The sequence below is a fragment of the Allomuricauda sp. MMSF_3307 genome, from assembly GCF_030733585.1.
In the GTDB taxonomy this organism is placed as follows: Bacteria; Bacteroidota; Bacteroidia; order Flavobacteriales; family Flavobacteriaceae; genus Flagellimonas.
This window is the reverse complement of sequence record NZ_JASHIQ010000003.1, coordinates 182608-199287: the sequence shown is the minus strand read 5'-3', so window position 1 is coordinate 199287 and position 16680 is coordinate 182608. Positions and strand designations below refer to the sequence as shown.

The 16680-nt window shown below is 45.1% G+C and carries 14 protein-coding genes; all 14 read right to left on the bottom strand.

Translation table 11 applies throughout. The features are described from left to right. Window positions 1–14 precede the first annotated feature (14 nt). The 14 genes from RBB12_RS09240 to sprA all read right to left on the bottom strand — a co-directional run bounded on the left by RBB12_RS09240 (window position 15) and on the right by sprA (window position 16676). Window positions 15–1271 (bottom strand): ABC transporter permease, encoded by a 1257-nt coding sequence (locus tag RBB12_RS09240; protein ID WP_306013682.1) that lies wholly within the window; start codon window positions 1269–1271, stop codon window positions 15–17. Between the two features lie 10 nt (window positions 1272–1281). Continuing rightward, window positions 1282–2526 carry an ABC transporter permease gene (locus RBB12_RS09235; protein WP_293284270.1) on the bottom strand — a complete coding sequence of 415 codons (1245 nt, stop codon included), beginning with the start codon at window positions 2524–2526 and terminating at the stop codon, window positions 1282–1284. Window positions 2527–2629: 103 nt separating this feature from the next. Further along, complete coding sequence (locus tag RBB12_RS09230; RefSeq protein WP_306013683.1) at window positions 2630–2842, bottom strand: hypothetical protein; 213 nt, start codon at window positions 2840–2842, stop codon at window positions 2630–2632. A 6-nt stretch (window positions 2843–2848) separates the two neighbouring features. Beyond that, complete coding sequence (locus tag RBB12_RS09225; RefSeq protein WP_306013684.1) at window positions 2849–3385, bottom strand: DUF420 domain-containing protein; 537 nt, start codon at window positions 3383–3385, stop codon at window positions 2849–2851. Further along, complete coding sequence (locus tag RBB12_RS09220) at window positions 3382–4125, bottom strand: SCO family protein (RefSeq protein WP_306013685.1); 744 nt, start codon at window positions 4123–4125, stop codon at window positions 3382–3384. The genes RBB12_RS09225 and RBB12_RS09220 overlap by 4 nt, the downstream gene beginning before the upstream one ends. Next, the gene (locus RBB12_RS09215; protein ID WP_306013686.1) at window positions 4106–4738 is read right to left on the bottom strand and encodes a hypothetical protein; all 633 of its coding nucleotides are present in this window, start codon (window positions 4736–4738) and stop codon (window positions 4106–4108) included. Before RBB12_RS09215 ends, RBB12_RS09220 begins: the two co-directional genes overlap by 20 nt. A gap of 70 nt (window positions 4739–4808) precedes the next feature. Further along, window positions 4809–5192, bottom strand: coding sequence for a cytochrome C oxidase subunit IV family protein (locus RBB12_RS09210; protein ID WP_179383691.1), 384 nt, complete (start codon window positions 5190–5192; stop codon window positions 4809–4811). Between the two features lie 15 nt (window positions 5193–5207). Beyond that, window positions 5208–6185 (bottom strand): cytochrome c oxidase subunit 3, encoded by a 978-nt coding sequence (locus RBB12_RS09205; protein ID WP_306013687.1) that lies wholly within the window; start codon window positions 6183–6185, stop codon window positions 5208–5210. Window positions 6186–6277: 92 nt separating this feature from the next. Continuing rightward, window positions 6278–6859 (bottom strand): heme-copper oxidase subunit III, encoded by a 582-nt coding sequence (locus tag RBB12_RS09200; protein ID WP_306013689.1) that lies wholly within the window; start codon window positions 6857–6859, stop codon window positions 6278–6280. 2 nt (window positions 6860–6861) lie between these two features. Beyond that, window positions 6862–7764, bottom strand: a complete 903-nt coding sequence (gene cyoE / locus RBB12_RS09195; protein WP_293284260.1) for a heme o synthase — start codon at window positions 7762–7764, stop codon at window positions 6862–6864. A gap of 156 nt (window positions 7765–7920) precedes the next feature. After that, a complete protein-coding gene (locus RBB12_RS09190) occupies window positions 7921–8625 on the bottom strand; it encodes an energy transducer TonB (RefSeq protein WP_127142294.1) in 705 nt (234 codons plus the stop codon). Between the two features lie 63 nt (window positions 8626–8688). Continuing rightward, on the bottom strand, window positions 8689–9096 hold the full coding sequence (locus RBB12_RS09185; protein WP_306013690.1) for a VanZ family protein: 408 nt from the start codon (window positions 9094–9096) through the stop codon (window positions 8689–8691). Beyond that, window positions 9089–9469, bottom strand: coding sequence for a glycine cleavage system protein GcvH (gene gcvH / locus RBB12_RS09180; RefSeq protein WP_127142292.1), 381 nt, complete (start codon window positions 9467–9469; stop codon window positions 9089–9091). Before gcvH ends, RBB12_RS09185 begins: the two co-directional genes overlap by 8 nt. A gap of 103 nt (window positions 9470–9572) precedes the next feature. Further along, on the bottom strand, window positions 9573–16676 hold the full coding sequence (sprA, locus tag RBB12_RS09175) for a cell surface protein SprA (RefSeq protein WP_306013691.1): 7104 nt from the start codon (window positions 16674–16676) through the stop codon (window positions 9573–9575). Window positions 16677–16680 lie beyond the last annotated feature (4 nt).

Below are 16680 nucleotides of genomic sequence, written 5' to 3'. Positions count from 1 at the left end.
TTGATTCTTACTTTTTATTCTGTTCGCAATGCTTCAATAGGCCGCACCTTTATGGCGCTCTGTGCAGGAATGAACCCGGCCAGAAGCCCGGACACCATCAAGATGGTGAGAGCACCCGTTACCACGCCCACGCTTACACTTGGATTCATGAACATATCCACGGGCCCTACGCTATCCAATAGTGAGTTGATTACGAAAATGACCAACGAGCCAAAAATAATCCCTACCATCCCCGAGATCAGGGTCAGGAAAATGGACTCCATCAAAATTTGCTTTTTAATGGACCATGGCTGTTCCCCCAAAGCCCTTCGGATACCAATTTCCTTGGTACGCTCCTTTACCACGATGAGCATTATATTGCTTACCCCAATAATTCCGGACAGCAGCACCATAATCCCCACAATGTAGGCGACTCCTTTTAATGCCCCGAAGAGGCTCTCCACACGATTGTATTGTTCGTACAGATCAAAGTAGCCTACGGCTCGGGTATCTTCCGGATGGACTTTGTGGCGTTTTTTCATAACATCCACAATCTTATCCTTTAGTTGGGAGATGGAGCTACCATCGTTCGCCGTAATCGCCATCCAACCTACATCCTCTCCGCGGTTGAATGCCTGAGAAAAAGAGGTAAAAGGCACGAAAATCTCCTTTTGCCCCTCTTCGCCCCCATCACTGGTGTTCTTTTTATAAGTACCGATGACCATAAAGTTGACTCCCTGTATCTTGATGTAGGTGCCCAATGCCTCCTCGTCCTTATCATAGAGGTCGTTCTTTACCCCCTGACCTATAATGGCCACTTTTCTTTTTTCCTTGATGTCGTTATAATTCAAGAACCGGCCCGAGGTAACTGTCATGGGATCCTGATTGATAATTTCCGGATAATCGCCATACACATTGAAAGCTCCAGTTCGGGTGCCGCGCACCACATTATTGTTGCCGCCAAACCCACCTAATTGATTCCGTGGGGAGATAAACCTAAGGTTGGGCACATTGTCCCGCAATGCCTGCACATCGCCTATCTTAAACTCAAAACGTCGCCCCTTGGGCAAGCCCTCGTGGCCCTTGGTGGTGGCACGGGTCCACATAAACATGGTGTTGGTGGCAATGTTCCCAAAATCCTGTTTGATACCATTTTCCAAACCCTTGCCGGCCGCCAACAGTACGATAAGGATAAAGATGCCCCAGCAAACACCAAAGGCCGTAAAAATGGTACGCCACACATTGGTGGTGAGCACCTCTATAATTTCACGCCATCTATCTTTATTGAACATATCGATTAGGTTATTCGTCCCTCAAGGATTCGATTACTTTAACTTTTGCAGCGCGGTACGCGGGCACAAAACCGGCCAAGGTTCCAGCCACGATGAGCACAATTACGGTAGAAAAGGCCACATTGAAATTTACAGAAGGGTTCATGATGTAGTCCACTTCAATATGGGGACCTACAAGTTCCAACAATGCCATGCTGAAGATTAGTCCACCAAAGCCCGAAATTGCGGTCACAAAAATAGCCTCATGCAGAATCATGGCAATGATTGACCATGGCTTGGCACCCAAGGCTTTTCGAATTCCTATCTCGCGGGTACGCTCCTTCACTACGATCATCATAATATTGCTTACCCCAACCACCCCAGCGATAATGGTGCATACGCCCACGAACCAGAAAAACAGTTTTATGTTATTGGTAAGGCCGTAGTAACGTTTGGCCTCTTCCATGGCGCTCCATACCTCAATGGCACCTGTATCGTCTGGAGCCACCGTATGGGTCTGCTGTAGGTATTGTTTCAAATCATCCTTAAAATTTACTGCTTGGGCCACCGCAGCATCAAAATTATCTACCGGAGGCAAGGTAAAGGACATATTGTTGATTCTGTTGCCACCATTAAAAGTGCGTTGCGCCGTAGAAATGGGTATGAATATATTTTCTTCTTCCCGCTCGCGCATTTCTTTAAAGACGCCAACAATTTTAAAAGGAATGCCAGAGATATCGATAAACTCCCCGATGGGCGTTTCGACGTTGCCAAAAACATCTTTCTTTATTTTGTTCCCGATGACGGCCACTTTTCCATTGGAAATTTCATCTTGGTAATTAATAAACCTTCCCTCGGCCATTTGGGCATTATCAATAAATTGAAAGTCGGACCCTACACCTTGGACGCCATAAATCAAGGCTTCCTTTCCGTAGTTCACGCTGACGCCCCGAACAAATATCCTTCCAGAGCTGTACTCAATATCATCGTTGAACATGGCACTGGCCTTATCGTAATTTTCGTTGACCAGCTGAATGCGTCTTCCGGGATTGAGTCCTTTGTATTCCTTTGAAGTCACTCCAGGCCATACCCACACGCTGGTAGAGGCATCTTGTTTGAATTCGTTTTCGATACCATTGCGCATGCCTTGCCCAAATCCCAGAAGAATGACCAAAATAAAGATACCGGAGGCTACGGAGAGACCGGTCAAAAAGGTACGGAGTTTGTTCTTTCGTATGGTGTCAAATATTTCTTGCCACCGCTCCAAGTCGAACATAGGTCAGTGATTTTGATTGATGAACGCCTAAGCGTATATCTATAAGACAATCAAAGTCGCAAAATGTTACAGTTCGGGTCGAAATTTATGGGAATAGAGCGGGTTAGGCCCGCATTTTTCGGTAAATGAAATAGAAAAGTCCGGCTACCAGCACGTAGGGCACAGCCATCAAATACACGATACCATTGTTGATACCTTCGGCCGTTCTGCCATCGGCCTCACTTTCCACCACTGCGCGACACATAGCGCACTGGGCATCCGCTACCGTAGGGAGTGCCAATAGAAGGATAATGATAAGGAAGAATCGTGTTTTCATAACAAATCAATAGGGATAATAAGGTGAAATCATCAGATAGACCAAAACCCCGGTTACCGCCACATAGAGCCAAATAGGAAATGTAAACTTTGCCCATTGCCTATGGCTTTCAAAATCATCCAAATACACTTTGGAATAGGTGATGAGCACCAACGGTATTACGGCAATGGATAGCACAATGTGGGTCATCAATATAAAATAGTAGATGTATTTGATCGGGCCCTCACCACCAAAAACGGTCGATTCCGATGTCATGTGATAGGCTACGTACATTACCAAAAACAAGGCTGAAAGCACTATGCAAGTGGTCATTAATTTTTGATGCGTCCCTTTCTTACCATTTTTTATGGCTATGACCGCTACAATTAAAAGAATGGCGGTAAGTCCATTTATGCCCGCGTAGATCGGCGGAAGAAATGACAAGGGTTCTGCATCGGGAATTTTATATCCGAACAATAGGGCAACCACCAGGGGGATTGCAATGGAGATAACGGTAATCCATTTGTTGAACCGTTTTTCCTTTAGGGTAAGTTCATCGGTCATTCTGCCAATAGTTTTTTAATGTCCTCTTTCAAAATGCTTATCTGCTGGGTCTCTCCATCAGAGTTGACTCCTTGCTCCTCGGTTATGGTTCCACGATAGTAGATCAATGGGTTACCAAATTCATCTTCCCGCGAACGAATATACCCATTTTTGTCAACCAATGCGAACATCCCAGAGTGCTCAAAGCCTCCTGGGGCCTCTTGGTCCTCGTTTGCAAAAATGTAGAATCCTTGCTGGGCCAATTCGTATATTTTGTCCTTATCACCAGTCATCAAATGCCAGTCCTTATCCGTGATTCCGTATTTGTTGGCATACGCGGTCAGTACGGTGGGCGTGTCATATCTTGGGTTGATGGTAAATGAGGCTACGCCAAAATCTTCACTGTCCTTGAAGGTTTCCTGCAATTCTACCAAGTTTTTGGTCATAATGGGGCAAATCGTAGGGCAAGTGGTAAAGAAAAACTCGACTACGTACACTTTTCCCAGATAATCCTTATTACTGATCAGGACACTATCTTGATTATAGAACTCAAAATCGGGCACCTTGCGTTTTTCCCCTTGGTTGACCACAAAACCTACTTCCTTGTTCCTGGAAATACCGCTCATACGGTCGTTCTCGACCACTGTACCACCTTTTACCCGCTTTGTGATTTCGTACACCGCAAAGGTCCCGAAAATCAATATGATGGCGGATACCCAGATATACGTATACTTCTTCTTACTATTTGATCCTGTCGGCATTGTTCTTTTTTAAGGCCAAACGATATTCTGCCAAGATAATCTTGACATCGTCGACCATTTTGTTATTCAGTTCCGCAACGGACGAGGTGTCGAACCCATATTTGGTCCCTTCATCCTCATCATCCGTTCTACCCCTTAGCTTTAGGTCTTTGTCGATAATAAATACATAGGGGGTGGACAACTGGTTGTCCAATTCAATATTGCTGTCCAAGGAGCTAAAAAGACTCTTGATCTCCGCTTCTGTACCGTAGGCGAAGTACCATTTATCCACATTGGAGAGTTTGCCCAATTCCGCCTTCAATTCTTCCACTTGCTCCTGTTTGCCTTTTGGCACCACCATAACCATTTGAAAATCGATGAACTCCCCAAATCTTTTGTAAATTTTTTGGTTCAGGTTAAAGGCGTTCCCTTGCATGGCTCCGATGTCCGTACCAAAAAAACCAAGAACCGTTATCCTGCCTTTCATTTGATGCGTCGGGTCCATTTGGGAAACATCCATCACATTTTCGGTAAGAATGGGCAGGCGGCCAAAGTTATTCACTCCGGAAGCAAAAAAGAGATAAACCACCACGGGGAGTATAAAAAGTATCCCTAAAACTATTTTCTTTTTCATAGTATTTCAGCCCTACAAAAATAAAAAAAGACGGTTGGAAAACCGTCTTTTAAATTTGTTAAATACTTGTTTAGAAGTCCCAAGTCACGAATCCTTCTGTAAAAACGTTATGGATATAATCCGCTTCGAAAAGCAAAATGAATATCAAATAACAGATTAGGAAAACAGGGACCCAAACAATTACCCTTCTCAATGAAGTTTTTTCGTCCCTTAGGTGCATAAAGTCCCATGCGATGTAATAGGCCTTCACTAAAGTGAGGATAATGAAAATCCAGTTGAGCAACTTCATCCCAAGGAAGTAGTTGTCCGTTAAAAACGCTGGCTTAACAATACCCAATGCCACCTCAATGGCGGTCACAATGGAAAGGAAGATAAGTACGCCCCAAATCTTTTGGGTGTTCGACTTAAATTTTACCAGTCCTCTAAAAATCTCAAGTTTATGTTCGTGTGCCATTTATAATCAATGTTTTTATACCAAGTAAAAGAATGTAAATACGAATACCCATACCAAATCCACAAAGTGCCAGTACAGTCCAACCTTTTCCACCATCTCATAGTGACCTCTGCGTTCGTAGGTTCCCAAAATCACATTAAAAAAGATGATGATGTTGATCACAACCCCTGAGAATACGTGGAAGCCGTGGAATCCGGTGATAAAGAAAAAGAAATCGGCAAACAGTCGGTGTCCGTATTCGTTATGGATCAAATTGGCACCTTCCACCACTTGATTGGCTTCCAATATTTTCGCCAAGGATTGTTTTCTATCCAAAACTGTTTTTTCGCCTTCTTCGTTCAATATTTCGGTGCGGATCAGAATATTGGGGGTTGCCTTGAATCCTTCCACAACTTCGTTTAAGGAGTAGGACGTTCTATATCCCTCTGATTGATACCAAATTCCCTCGCTGGCCTCATGTTTTACCCTTTCCTCTGGTAAGGTTTTTGCAAAATCCGCCAAAGCCGCTCTCTTACCGGTTTCGGCATTTACAAACTGAAGGATTCTTCCTGAGTTGGTCTCGACCGCTCCGTAATCCCCTTTGATAAACGTTGCCCATTCCCAAGCCTGTGAACCAACGAAGATGGCACCACCAATGATGGTCAGGAACATATACAGAATGACACTTTTTTGCTTCATCTTGTGCCCTGCATCCACGGCCAATACCATGGTTACGGAAGACATAATCAGAATAAAGGTCATAAAGGCTACGTAGTACATGGGTGCTTCTACACCATGCAAGAACGGAAAGTGGGTGAACACTTCATCGGCTATGGGCCACTGTTCAATGAACTTAAATCTAGAGAAACCATACGCTACCAAAAACCCAGAAAAGGTCAAGGCATCCGACATGATAAAGAACCACATCATCATTTTTCCATAGCTAGCACCGAGGGGCTGATTTCCGCCTCCCCAAACGCTGCCTTCTGTACCGGTACTTACCGTTGCATCCATAAAAAAGGTCGTTTTATTAAAACTTTCACAAATTTACATTTTTTGATGTATTGTAAAAGACAAACTTGAGTGAAAACTGCTCCAAACAAGTTTTATTTCACGAAATACATAAATAGAATTAGATATACCCAAATAAAATCCAAAAAATGCCAGAAGGTGGCGCCAAGCTCCAATCCCAACATATTTTCCGGGGTATACTTATTTCTGAGTTGCTGCACCAATACCACCGAAAGTGATATGAGACCTGCCACTACGTGGGCAATATGCACTGCTGCCAACAAAAATACGTAGGACATCTTAATATTGCTCGTTGGACCCGTAAAATAATATCCATTTTCCAGCATCTGGGAAAACCCGACAAACTGTAGGGATATAAATGCAATGCCCAACACAAATGTGGCAACCAAAAAGAGCGCTCCCATTTTTTGATTGTCCTTTGCAACTGCTTTTTTCGCCAACAAGTAGGTAATGCTGCTCAAAACTATGATTGCCGTACTAATGTAGAAGGCGCTTGGCAAATCCAAATCGCTTACCCAATCCTCCCGTTTGCTGCTGACAATATAGGCACTGGTCCAACCAGCGAAGCCCATGATCAAACTCACAATACCGAACCAGAGCATCATTTTCTTTGCCCTTCTGTTCTTTTCCTTTGCTGTTCCTTGGGTTAAATCCATTATTAACTTATAAACTTATCAATTACGTATACAACTTGAATCAATGATATGTAGGTGACACTGGCCAACATCAACTTTCTTGCCGAGGCATTGTCCCGGTTTTCATACAGTTTGAAAGCGAAGAACAACATTACCAAACCAGATAGCAACACAATGACGGCTGCAGGTATGGAGAGATGCAATCTTCCTGTGAATCCGAAAACGGGGATAATGGAAATCACGATCATCCAAATGGTATATAGAATGATTTGCAATGCGGTTCCTTTATCCTTGTTCCCTGTGGGCAACATTTTAAATCCAGCTTGCTTGTAGTCCTCATCCAACATCCAGCCCAATGCCCAGAAATGGGGAAACTGCCAAAAAAATTGAATCATGAACAAGGTACCGGGCTCTATGCCAAAATCGTCCGTGGCGGCCACCCATCCCAACATAAAGGGTATAGCCCCGGGGAAGGCTCCCACAAAAACCGCAAGAGGCGATTTCGTTTTTAAGGGCGTGTACACACTGGTATACAAGAAGAGCGATATGGCACCGAACATGGCCGTCTTGGGACTAAGTGCCAAAAGGGACAGCACGCCGAGAACCGTCATTAAAATGGCAACCACCAACGCGGTCCGTACCGACATTCGGCCAGAGGGTATGGGCCTATTTCGGGTGCGTTTCATAAGGGCATCCAAATCCCGCTCTATAATTTGGTTATAGGCGTTGGATGCACCTACCATGCAATATCCTCCGAACATCAGCAATAAGAGAGACAACAAATCAATCTGATAGGCCCCCAAGAGATATCCTGCAATGGAAGAGAACACCACGCTAACGGCCAACTTGGCCTTGGTAATCTCCTTAAAATCGGAAAATAGTAAGGAAAGTGTGTTATTTTTTACGGAACCTACGGCAGACTTCATCCACAACTATATTGGCTGGCAAAGATAACGCCAGAGCCTATCTTTTGCAACCAAAGCTCACGTTTTATGATTCTTATAGCAATTGAACAAAAAAAGCCCGAACAGCAAACTGTTCGGGCTTTTTCCATTCCTGTCTCAACAGGAATTTATAAAGTTTTATTGCAACTTAAAGGTAATTGGAATACTGAATGGTACCTTAACCGGACGACCTCTTTGTTTTCCAGGGGTCATCTTTGGCAATTTTTCAATGATTCTTCTTGCCTCGGCTTCCAAGTTTTTATCTGGACCACGCATTCTAATGTTACCTATGCTTCCATCTTTTTGAATCACAAAAATAACACTAACCCTACCTTGGACTCCCATTTCTTGGGCGATTTCTGGGTAGCGGAAGTTCTTACGAATGTGGTTCTGCATCATTTCTTGGAAACATGCTTTTTTATCCTTGGCGTTCTCACAACCTGGAAAAACAGGCACATCCTCAATTACGGCGAAGGGTACGGAAATGTCTTCTTCCACTTCTTCCACTTCAACCTCTTCGATTTCTATAACCTCTTCTTCTTGGCTTGTTTCGGTAGACTCGATTACGGTCTCTTCCACTTCTTCTTCATCCTCTACAACCTCGATAACTTCGGGGGCAGCAGGTGGCGGTGGTGGCGGTGGAGTCTTTATCTGCTCTGTCATCGGCACTTCTTCGTCCAATTGATCTTCAACATTCATCGAAATGTCGTAGTTATTGGCCTTGTCGTACTTTTTCCACTCCATGGCTCCGTAGACCAATGCCAAAACAGCAGCCAATCCTATAACAAAGTACAGGGTACTGTTTCTTCCTACGTCTGCTTTCGGGTTCTTTTTTGGTTCCATCCTTTTTCTCCTTTTCTAAATTTAGTGTTTGCTAATTTAATTATTAATTGGTTAAATAAACAATTAAAATTTCCATTTTAACGGGTTTTTCTTGGAAAAAACCCACCGAATTAGTCCTATTCCTGCAAATGCTCCCAATGTATTTGCAAAAACATCGCCCAACTCGGCCATACGATCTGTGGTCAGTGTGTACTGTAAGATCTCAATAAGTATACCATATATAATGGCCAAAACCAAAACAATCCTAATGGTTTTGACCAGACCAAGGTTTCCCATGGTTCTTTCCCTTACACTCATGCAGCCTACAAAGGCGAACACCAAGTAGAATATAAAGTGGGTGATTTTATCGGCATAGGGAACATTAAAACTCCCAGGGTCCAAGTCCATGGCTGGGAAAGAAAATAAGCTGAGCATGGTGATGACCACTACCCAGCTTATAAATAATAAGGTATATCCAATTGTTTTACGCACCGATCAATTCCTTGTAGTCGTCGGCACTCATCAGACCATCGACCTCCGAAGGGTCACTTATTTTAATTTTGATCATCCATCCATCACCATAAGGGTCGGTATTTACCTTTTCTGGTTCGTCTTCCAAGGACTCATTGAACTCCACGATTTCACCACTTAGGGGCAAAAACAAATCGGAAACAGTTTTAACAGCTTCCACAGTTCCAAACACTTCCTCTTTGTCCAAGGTTTCGTCCAAAGTCTCCACTTCCACATAAACAATGTCACCCAATTCGCTTTGGGCAAAATCCGTGATTCCTACGGTAGCGGTATCTCCATCTATCTTGACCCACTCATGGTCCTTGGTGTACTTTAATTCTGATGGTATGTTCATTACTCTATTTTTGAATTAGTAGATGGGCAAATGTAACTGATTGCCGAAAGCTTTTCAAGCAAACATGTGGACAAAATACGAGAAAAATGGATTCTACCGGTAATTAGTTGCCAAAGTTGTACCGCAGGGTAAAGCCTGCATTGATCGTGGTCTGCGGAAATGCGGTGGAAACGGCAAATTCCGAGAAAGCATGATCGTAAAAGAAAAGGGCATTCAAACTTTTGCTCAAGGCGTAATCCGCGGTGAACTTTACGGACATCAACCGTTGTCCGGAAGTAATCTGGTTGTTATCGATATCCAAATTGCGGATGATGGTAATGTTATCGCGAAGCGAAACGTCCGCCTTCAAGTTAAGGTCGCCTTTGAGCCTTGTCTTTTCACCTCCAATATTGGTCACGAATTTCACATCCTTGAAACGATACCCTAATCCCACGGTGTATTCGTCACCGTTGATTTCCGTTAGAAGATTATTGTCGAAACTTAGGGACAAGGTTCGGCTGGTGCGAATCTCTCCCAAAAAGCTAAAGGAATTCTGCATTTCAAAATCCACTCGAATCAAAGGACTGAACTCATCGGTCAGCACCACATTGTTGATGAGCGTCTTTGGAAGCAAGTCCCCATTTTCAGGGTCAAACGTGGTATTCTGTCGTTCCAAATTGGTCTGGAAGGAGTTTACACTGTAGGCGGCCCGATACCCATGGCTCAAGGAAAAACGCTTGAATTTCTTCTTGAACCAACGGTTTTTCATCAAACCGGTGTACTTTACATTCCAGTTGGGAATCGGGATTTCACGAAAGGCATCCATATTTACCCGGTTCACGTCCTGACCCGTATAGGCTGCAAAGAATGCAGGCAATAATACATCCTGCTGTGTTTTGCCGTAGCGTTCGGGGAAACCATCCTCATCCAAGGTTCCAGGTGTTTCGCCCCTATCCGATACCAATCGGTTCGCTATGGTTATTCTATTTTGTTTGAATTGCTCAAAGGTTTCAGAGTCAAACTCATCGCTCTTTCGGAATACGGTACCGATCATGACCGTTGAAATACTGAAGTTGCCCATTTCGTTGATCAGACCATCTTGTCCATTGGCCCATTCCCCAGGGCTGTAACTTTCCTGCAAGGAGCTCATAAAGTTTCTATCCGCATTCAAATCGATGGTCAAATCCTGTGTGGGCTGTGCGGTTGCCGTAATATTGAGCTGCTTGTTGGTGTTTTGCATAAACTGGCGGCTATATTCGGGGTAATCCGTCAACCATCCATTACGCGCGGCCTCGAACCGAACATCGGCCTGACTTCCGAAAACAAAGCCCAAGGTAGGCCTCGTGGTACCAATAAATCCGATGGATTGGGTGTATCCGGGCAATACGGTTCCGCGGTTTTCACTGTAATTCACATTGACCCGCTTTACCATAGTCAGCACATCCACCAAGGTATTGAAGCTTTTACTGGTCTTTTTGGGAGCATTGTCATCCTCACCGTTGGCGGGATTTCCTGCTTTGTCCCTTCGCACTGCAGCTTGCGTAGCGGTTACCTTCCCGTCTCGCTTTTTAAGTCCCAAGAAATCGTATAGTCGCTGCATGCTCATATTGGCCGTGAGGCTATGGGTACTTGCATTTTGCACCACATTGATGTCCTCGTTGGCCACTTCACGCAACGCATCACCACCACGCTGCCAGTCAAAATTACTGGTGTAGGTATATTGTGCGTTGATGAAATTGAGGAACGGTATTTTGCTAAAGGGTAGTTCGTAATTCAATTGCATCTGCTGGGCGTGCCTGTTGGGTTCACCTACATCAAAAAATCCATCCCAAAGATTTAGGGTTTGGTCGATTCCAGAATCAGGGTCGTCATCCACATTAAAATAGTTCCGGACGATGTTATTGTTGGACGCGGTTAAATTCAACCGCAAGGATTTCGTCAAACTGTAGTTAAGGGCATATTGCCAATTGAAGAGATAATTACGCTGTTGCAACAAGGGCAGTTCCAACGCTTCAACCCCTGGCTCCAATACATCCCTGTATCGCTGTTGATTAAAGGAACGGTTGTAATTGGCGTTTACGGACAAACTTGTGGGCAGGGCGTTAAAGTTCAAATCCTTGAGCCATTGCCAATACTTGCCAGTGAGCACAGAGTCCTTTTTGGCAAAGGGCGCCACAGGTGCGGGTTTAAAGTTATGGTTGTACACAAACCCGGTGGTCACGTTTTGGTCCCTAAGTTCGGCCACCTCAAAATCTCGATGGTCGGTCTCGTTGTAGGAATAATTAAAGGTGAAGTTCTCCACATCGAAGAAATTCTCCTCGGCTTCCTCTCCCCTATTTTTTCTTACCCCGATAAGGTTGATGCTGGTCCGCTTGGTATAATCTTCCGCCTGCTCTTTGATGGTTTCGGCCTCTTCGGCGGTTGCGGCTGCCGCAATTCTGTCATCCAAACGTAAATCGTCGTATACCGGGTCAAATTCCGGAGTGATCAAGGTTTCTGAAATCCCGTAGTTGAAGGGCAATTGCAGGTTCCACTTTTTGGGGAATAATTGGCCCACGTTTACATTGGTCACTACGTCATACGAAATGGCGTCCTCCAAGGCACGTTCAATCGGGGTTTGGTCGATGGAGCCAAAACCTGAAGTGCTTCGACTTCCAGTTGCGGTGACGTTGGCAAAATCAGCCATATTGGCGTCCAAGGCAGCGGTTGCGGCCCAACCTCCGCTGTTCTGAAGACCGGCCAAACGCAATTCGTTAAACCAGACCTCGCCACGGGCCGGAAGGTCGTCAATGTTCTTGACACCTACCATCATGCCCCGGATACTTCCCAATGACGGATTACCTCGAATCCCGATCCTGATTCTTCCCAAGGTACGGGGCGCAAATTCATCAACCAGAACGGCTTCGCCATCCACAATTTCATAATAATTGATGTCATCCAAAGTTTGATCGGATATCCCCTTTGACTTCACCTTGTTCAAATCGCTGAGGGCGACATCTATCTCATTGACATCGGGCCAAATTTCCTCGGCCGATGTGGAACCAAAGGGCGTAAACTGAAGCGGAAGCTCTATCTGATAAAAGTTTTCCGTGAAATCGGTACCTATTCGTAAGAAACCGACCAAAGGCGTATCGCTATCGGAATAATCGGTATTGAATATTTTTTCGGCGTGCATGAACATTTTTAAGCGCTCGTATTGGCGGACATCAATGTTCACATTTTTGAACACCCCACGGGAATCCTGGGACTCCAAATTCTCCACCACAAAGGAAAGAGATTGCTCGTTCTGTCGGATGATGGTATTGTTGTTGTTCAATTGTTCCCGGATAACACCTGGAGGCAATACGTAGGGTATGGGCTGCCTGCCAAAGTTCTCCTCAATATTCACCGTGTTCACATCGGTTACCGTTGCATCATCGGAAGGATCGTTGTCCACATCGGGTTGCAAAGATCGGGTGAATGTCCTCCAATCACCTCGAACCAAATCCAAGGTCGCAAATCGCAGCACTACATCATCAGAAAAGCCGGTAAGATACATCCGCATGAAGCTGATGGACCTAAAATCGGAGATTCCGCCTACGGCATCGGTGAAGTCGCTCAGCGGGATTTTGTACTGGATCCACCTGCGGTTCAATTGTGTCCCATTGGGCAATGTTGGGGTCAAACCTTCGCGGATATCGGTCACGTACTTATCATCAACCGTGGTATTGGGTTTTATCTGGATGCGATACTCGTAATAACTGTTTACGGTATTCATGGTCAAATCGCGGTCAATATCCTCCACATCGGGCAAGGTGGTGGAACCTCGATTGGTATTGGTTACGGCAACGGGCGAGTTTCCTTCCGTATTGTTGAAATCCAAATACCGCTCCAAGATGCTACCTTCCCTATTCAAATAGTAGCGATAGTTATCCAAGGCAGGATCTTCTGCTGGGCCATTGTAGATGGTGGCCTCGGCAGCGTCGTCAAACCCATCCAGACCAAGATCTTGGGCGGCCCTGTTGGTCTCATCGGCATCAAAAGCATACACCAAGGATTGGGTAGAGGGCACTTGACCCCATATGGTTTCCCTAGGGATCTCATTGTTCGTGCTCGCGGGCAAACCGTTTTCGTATTGTTTCCTTCCGTCCCTTAGGATGTCCTCCGATATATTACCCAAATTCAGCACCAGTTCACCCACGTTGGCATCGGTAGTTTCCCCGTCTATGTAGGGATCCAATACCCAAAACTGGACAAATTCCACGTTGGATTGCTCAAAATTGGTACTGCTCAAAGGCCGCATGATTCCACCCCATTTTGCATCAGGGGTTTCGGTTTCAAAACTTGGGTTGGCGTTGTATGGTCCTTTTTGATTAGGGTAGTATACAATATCCAAAGTACTCTGCACCTGGGTCTGCCCTTGGGCAATATCTGTCTCGGTAAAGACCTCATCAATAAATACGCGACGCGTAGCATTTGAGGAAATATCGTTATCGGACATTCCGGTGGGGCGTTGGTTCGTGTAAAAAATAGGGTCGATGGTGTACCAGGCCATTTTTGCCCTTTCAAAACCTACATCTATTCCAGTTCTATCATTAATAAATTCCACTGGTGGGCTCGCCAAGCTCCATCCCAAGGAAGAACGGATATCAATCAGTGCTTGGGCTCCTTCAAAATCATCCAAATACGTGGTGGTCTCACCTCTAAAATCGGCATTCTTTGGTGAATTGGGTCTCAAGAAAGCCACTTCGCCCCTCAATGATAAATTGGAGGGCACATCAGTATCAATGTTCGGTAATTTATTGGCCAATCGGGTCAGAAATGGTATTTCCGTACTAAAATTACCATTCAGCCCAAAAATGGTATTGTTGACTGGCTCAATGCCATAGTTTGATTTTTGTGTCAACGGGCGTTCGTTCAAATTGAGAAGGGTTCCGCCCAAAACAAAGTTCTCGTTGAACTTGTGCTCCACATTTACCCCGGCAAAACGTCGGGTCTGCTGACCAAACACTGCGTTGTTCTCCACCGAAATATTGATGGGTGTATTGGAAGCCTCCAAACTAGGGTCCAAAAGCTGAACCGTTCCTGCCTGATAGTTCACGGTGTAGTCGATACCTTCCTGCAGTTGGCGCCCACCCGCCGTAACCGTAACGGAACCCTGCGGCACGTTGAACGCCCCGATGGGAATTCCGTTGTTGGATTGTGAGGTGTACCGACCCTTGATCTGAAATCGGTTTTTTTCCGCATCCTGTAACGATGCCGCCTTGGTCTTGGCATACATATTACGGAACACATATTTTCGTTGGTTCGGATTGTACCCTTGATCTTCTTCCACATCGTAGACCCCACCACCCAAACGTTCAAAAAGGTATTCCCCGAACGGTTCCACCTTGGTAAAAATAATCCGTCCCGATTGGGAATCTACGGTAATACCTTCCACATAATCGAAAAATCCGTCCCCGCCGGCCTGCACATCGTTGTAAATGTTCAAACGGTCCAAATTGAAAACGTTGAGCAAAATTTGGTCTTCCAATCCGGATGGCCAACCTGCGTTGGCATCAACAGGGGTGATGTAGTTTCTTGGCGTTGGATCGGAGTACAGGATATTGAGTTTAAAATCTTCCTGGCTCAATTGATAGGCTCCCGTGGAATAGATATTTTTCATCATCAAATCCCAAATGGGATCCTGAACATTGGTAATGTTACTTTTGAGCAACTTCAATACCAATGCATTGTTTTCTATCAAATTGGAATTGGGCGGCACGGTGGTGGCGTCCACCCCACCATTGGCAAATTCCCCCACTTGGAATACCTGCCCACCAAAGGTGTATTGAAAGGCTACACCCAACACCTCATCGTTGCTCAAACTTTGGCTAAGCGAGATATATCCCAATTGGGAATCGAACTCATAATCCCGTCCGGGTTCCAGTTTTCGGGCATTTTCCAGAATGGCATAATCAAATCCTTCGTTTACACTGTACCCGGGAACATTGAAACCAGATGCTGCGGTGGCGATATCCCGTATGGCAGGTGTTAGGGCACCGCTCCCGATTTGATTGGGATCATATGCGTTGGCCGCATTCTGTGGAAGCCCTGTTGCTACCGCCGAACCATTAAAAAAGCCTGCTGGGTCTCCGTTGTTGATACCGATACGGGTATTATCGGAAAGAGCCTCTCCCAAATCTTGGATGGCCACTACATTTCTAACATTCTGTGTCTGCTGGTTTCGGTTGGTTACCCAAACCTCCAAGCGGGTAATCTGCACCTGGGTCTGGATAAAGGGATAGAATTCCAAGGCCCTATCGTAGTTATCTCGAAAATAGTGCGCCAAGAAAAAGTGACGGTCCTCGTCATAATCCAAAGCGGTCAGGGCAAATTCGTTGACCGTGCCACCACCCTGTGCTACCACGGTATTGTTTTGGGAACGCTGTTCGGAAAAGACGGCCGTAACCGTAGTTTTTCCAAATTGAAGTTGTGTTTTAACCCCAAAAAGACTCTGAGCCCCAGTGATCAGGGAACTGTTGAGCGGCATGTTTACGTTACCGACTTCAATTTTGCGTAGGATATCGTCCTCGGTCGGTGTGTAATCCAGTTTTACCAAGTTCTGAAAATCGAATGTAGCCTCCGTGTCATAATTGGCGGTCACCTGAAGCCGCTCCCCTACTTTACCGAGCAAACTCAGACTGATGCGCTGATCAAAATCAAAAGAAAGGTTGGTCCTGTTTCTGGGCGAAAGCGCCGGGTTGTCATTTTTTTGCCATAAAATTCCAAGGTCCATGGCAACGGACCCTTGGGGAATCACCTCAATGGTGTTTCCTCCAAAAATGGTCTCAAAAAAGTTATTGTTGACATAGAAATTGGGCAGCAAGTTTTTACGTGCTTCATCACTTCCCGCCTTTTTACCTGAATAGGCATCGGCCTTTTGCTTAAAATAGGCTTTCATTTGCTCCTTTTCCACCAAATCGTAGTACTGTTCTGGCGTAAGGATTACGGGGTAATTTACATTGAAATCGCCAACACTTTCCGTGTACACATAGGTATTGGTCTTGGGGTCGTAGGTATACTTGGCAACGATGCTGTCCGGATTCTCCAAAATAAGGCGGCCAAGCTCAACTCCAGTTTTTGTGGAATCCTGAGCTTGTTCATTGGTTTCCTGTCCCAGCAAAGTGGAAATGGACAGCAAACAAACAACAAAGAAAATGTACTTAAAACGTGTTGGTTTAAGTATTGGTTTTGCCCCTTTTTTCAAACTA

Bases quoted from the DNA above. Each gene is read 5' to 3' on its own strand.
- RBB12_RS09240 (WP_306013682.1), bottom strand. From the start codon at position 1,271: ATGTTCAATAAAGATAGATGGCGTGAAATTATAGAGGTGCTCACCACC.
- RBB12_RS09235 (WP_293284270.1), bottom strand. From the start codon at position 2,526: ATGTTCGACTTGGAGCGGTGGCAAGAAATATTTGACACCATACGAAAG.
- RBB12_RS09230 (WP_306013683.1), bottom strand. From the start codon at position 2,842: ATGAAAACACGATTCTTCCTTATCATTATCCTTCTATTGGCACTCCCT.
- RBB12_RS09225 (WP_306013684.1), bottom strand. From the start codon at position 3,385: ATGACCGATGAACTTACCCTAAAGGAAAAACGGTTCAACAAATGGATT.
- RBB12_RS09220 (WP_306013685.1), bottom strand. From the start codon at position 4,125: ATGCCGACAGGATCAAATAGTAAGAAGAAGTATACGTATATCTGGGTA.
- RBB12_RS09215 (WP_306013686.1), bottom strand. From the start codon at position 4,738: ATGAAAAAGAAAATAGTTTTAGGGATACTTTTTATACTCCCCGTGGTG.
- RBB12_RS09210 (WP_179383691.1), bottom strand. From the start codon at position 5,192: ATGGCACACGAACATAAACTTGAGATTTTTAGAGGACTGGTAAAATTT.
- RBB12_RS09205 (WP_306013687.1), bottom strand. From the start codon at position 6,185: ATGGATGCAACGGTAAGTACCGGTACAGAAGGCAGCGTTTGGGGAGGC.
- RBB12_RS09200 (WP_306013689.1), bottom strand. From the start codon at position 6,859: ATGGATTTAACCCAAGGAACAGCAAAGGAAAAGAACAGAAGGGCAAAG.
- cyoE (WP_293284260.1), bottom strand. From the start codon at position 7,764: ATGAAGTCTGCCGTAGGTTCCGTAAAAAATAACACACTTTCCTTACTA.
- RBB12_RS09190 (WP_127142294.1), bottom strand. From the start codon at position 8,625: ATGGAACCAAAAAAGAACCCGAAAGCAGACGTAGGAAGAAACAGTACC.
- gcvH (WP_127142292.1), bottom strand. From the start codon at position 9,469: ATGAACATACCATCAGAATTAAAGTACACCAAGGACCATGAGTGGGTC.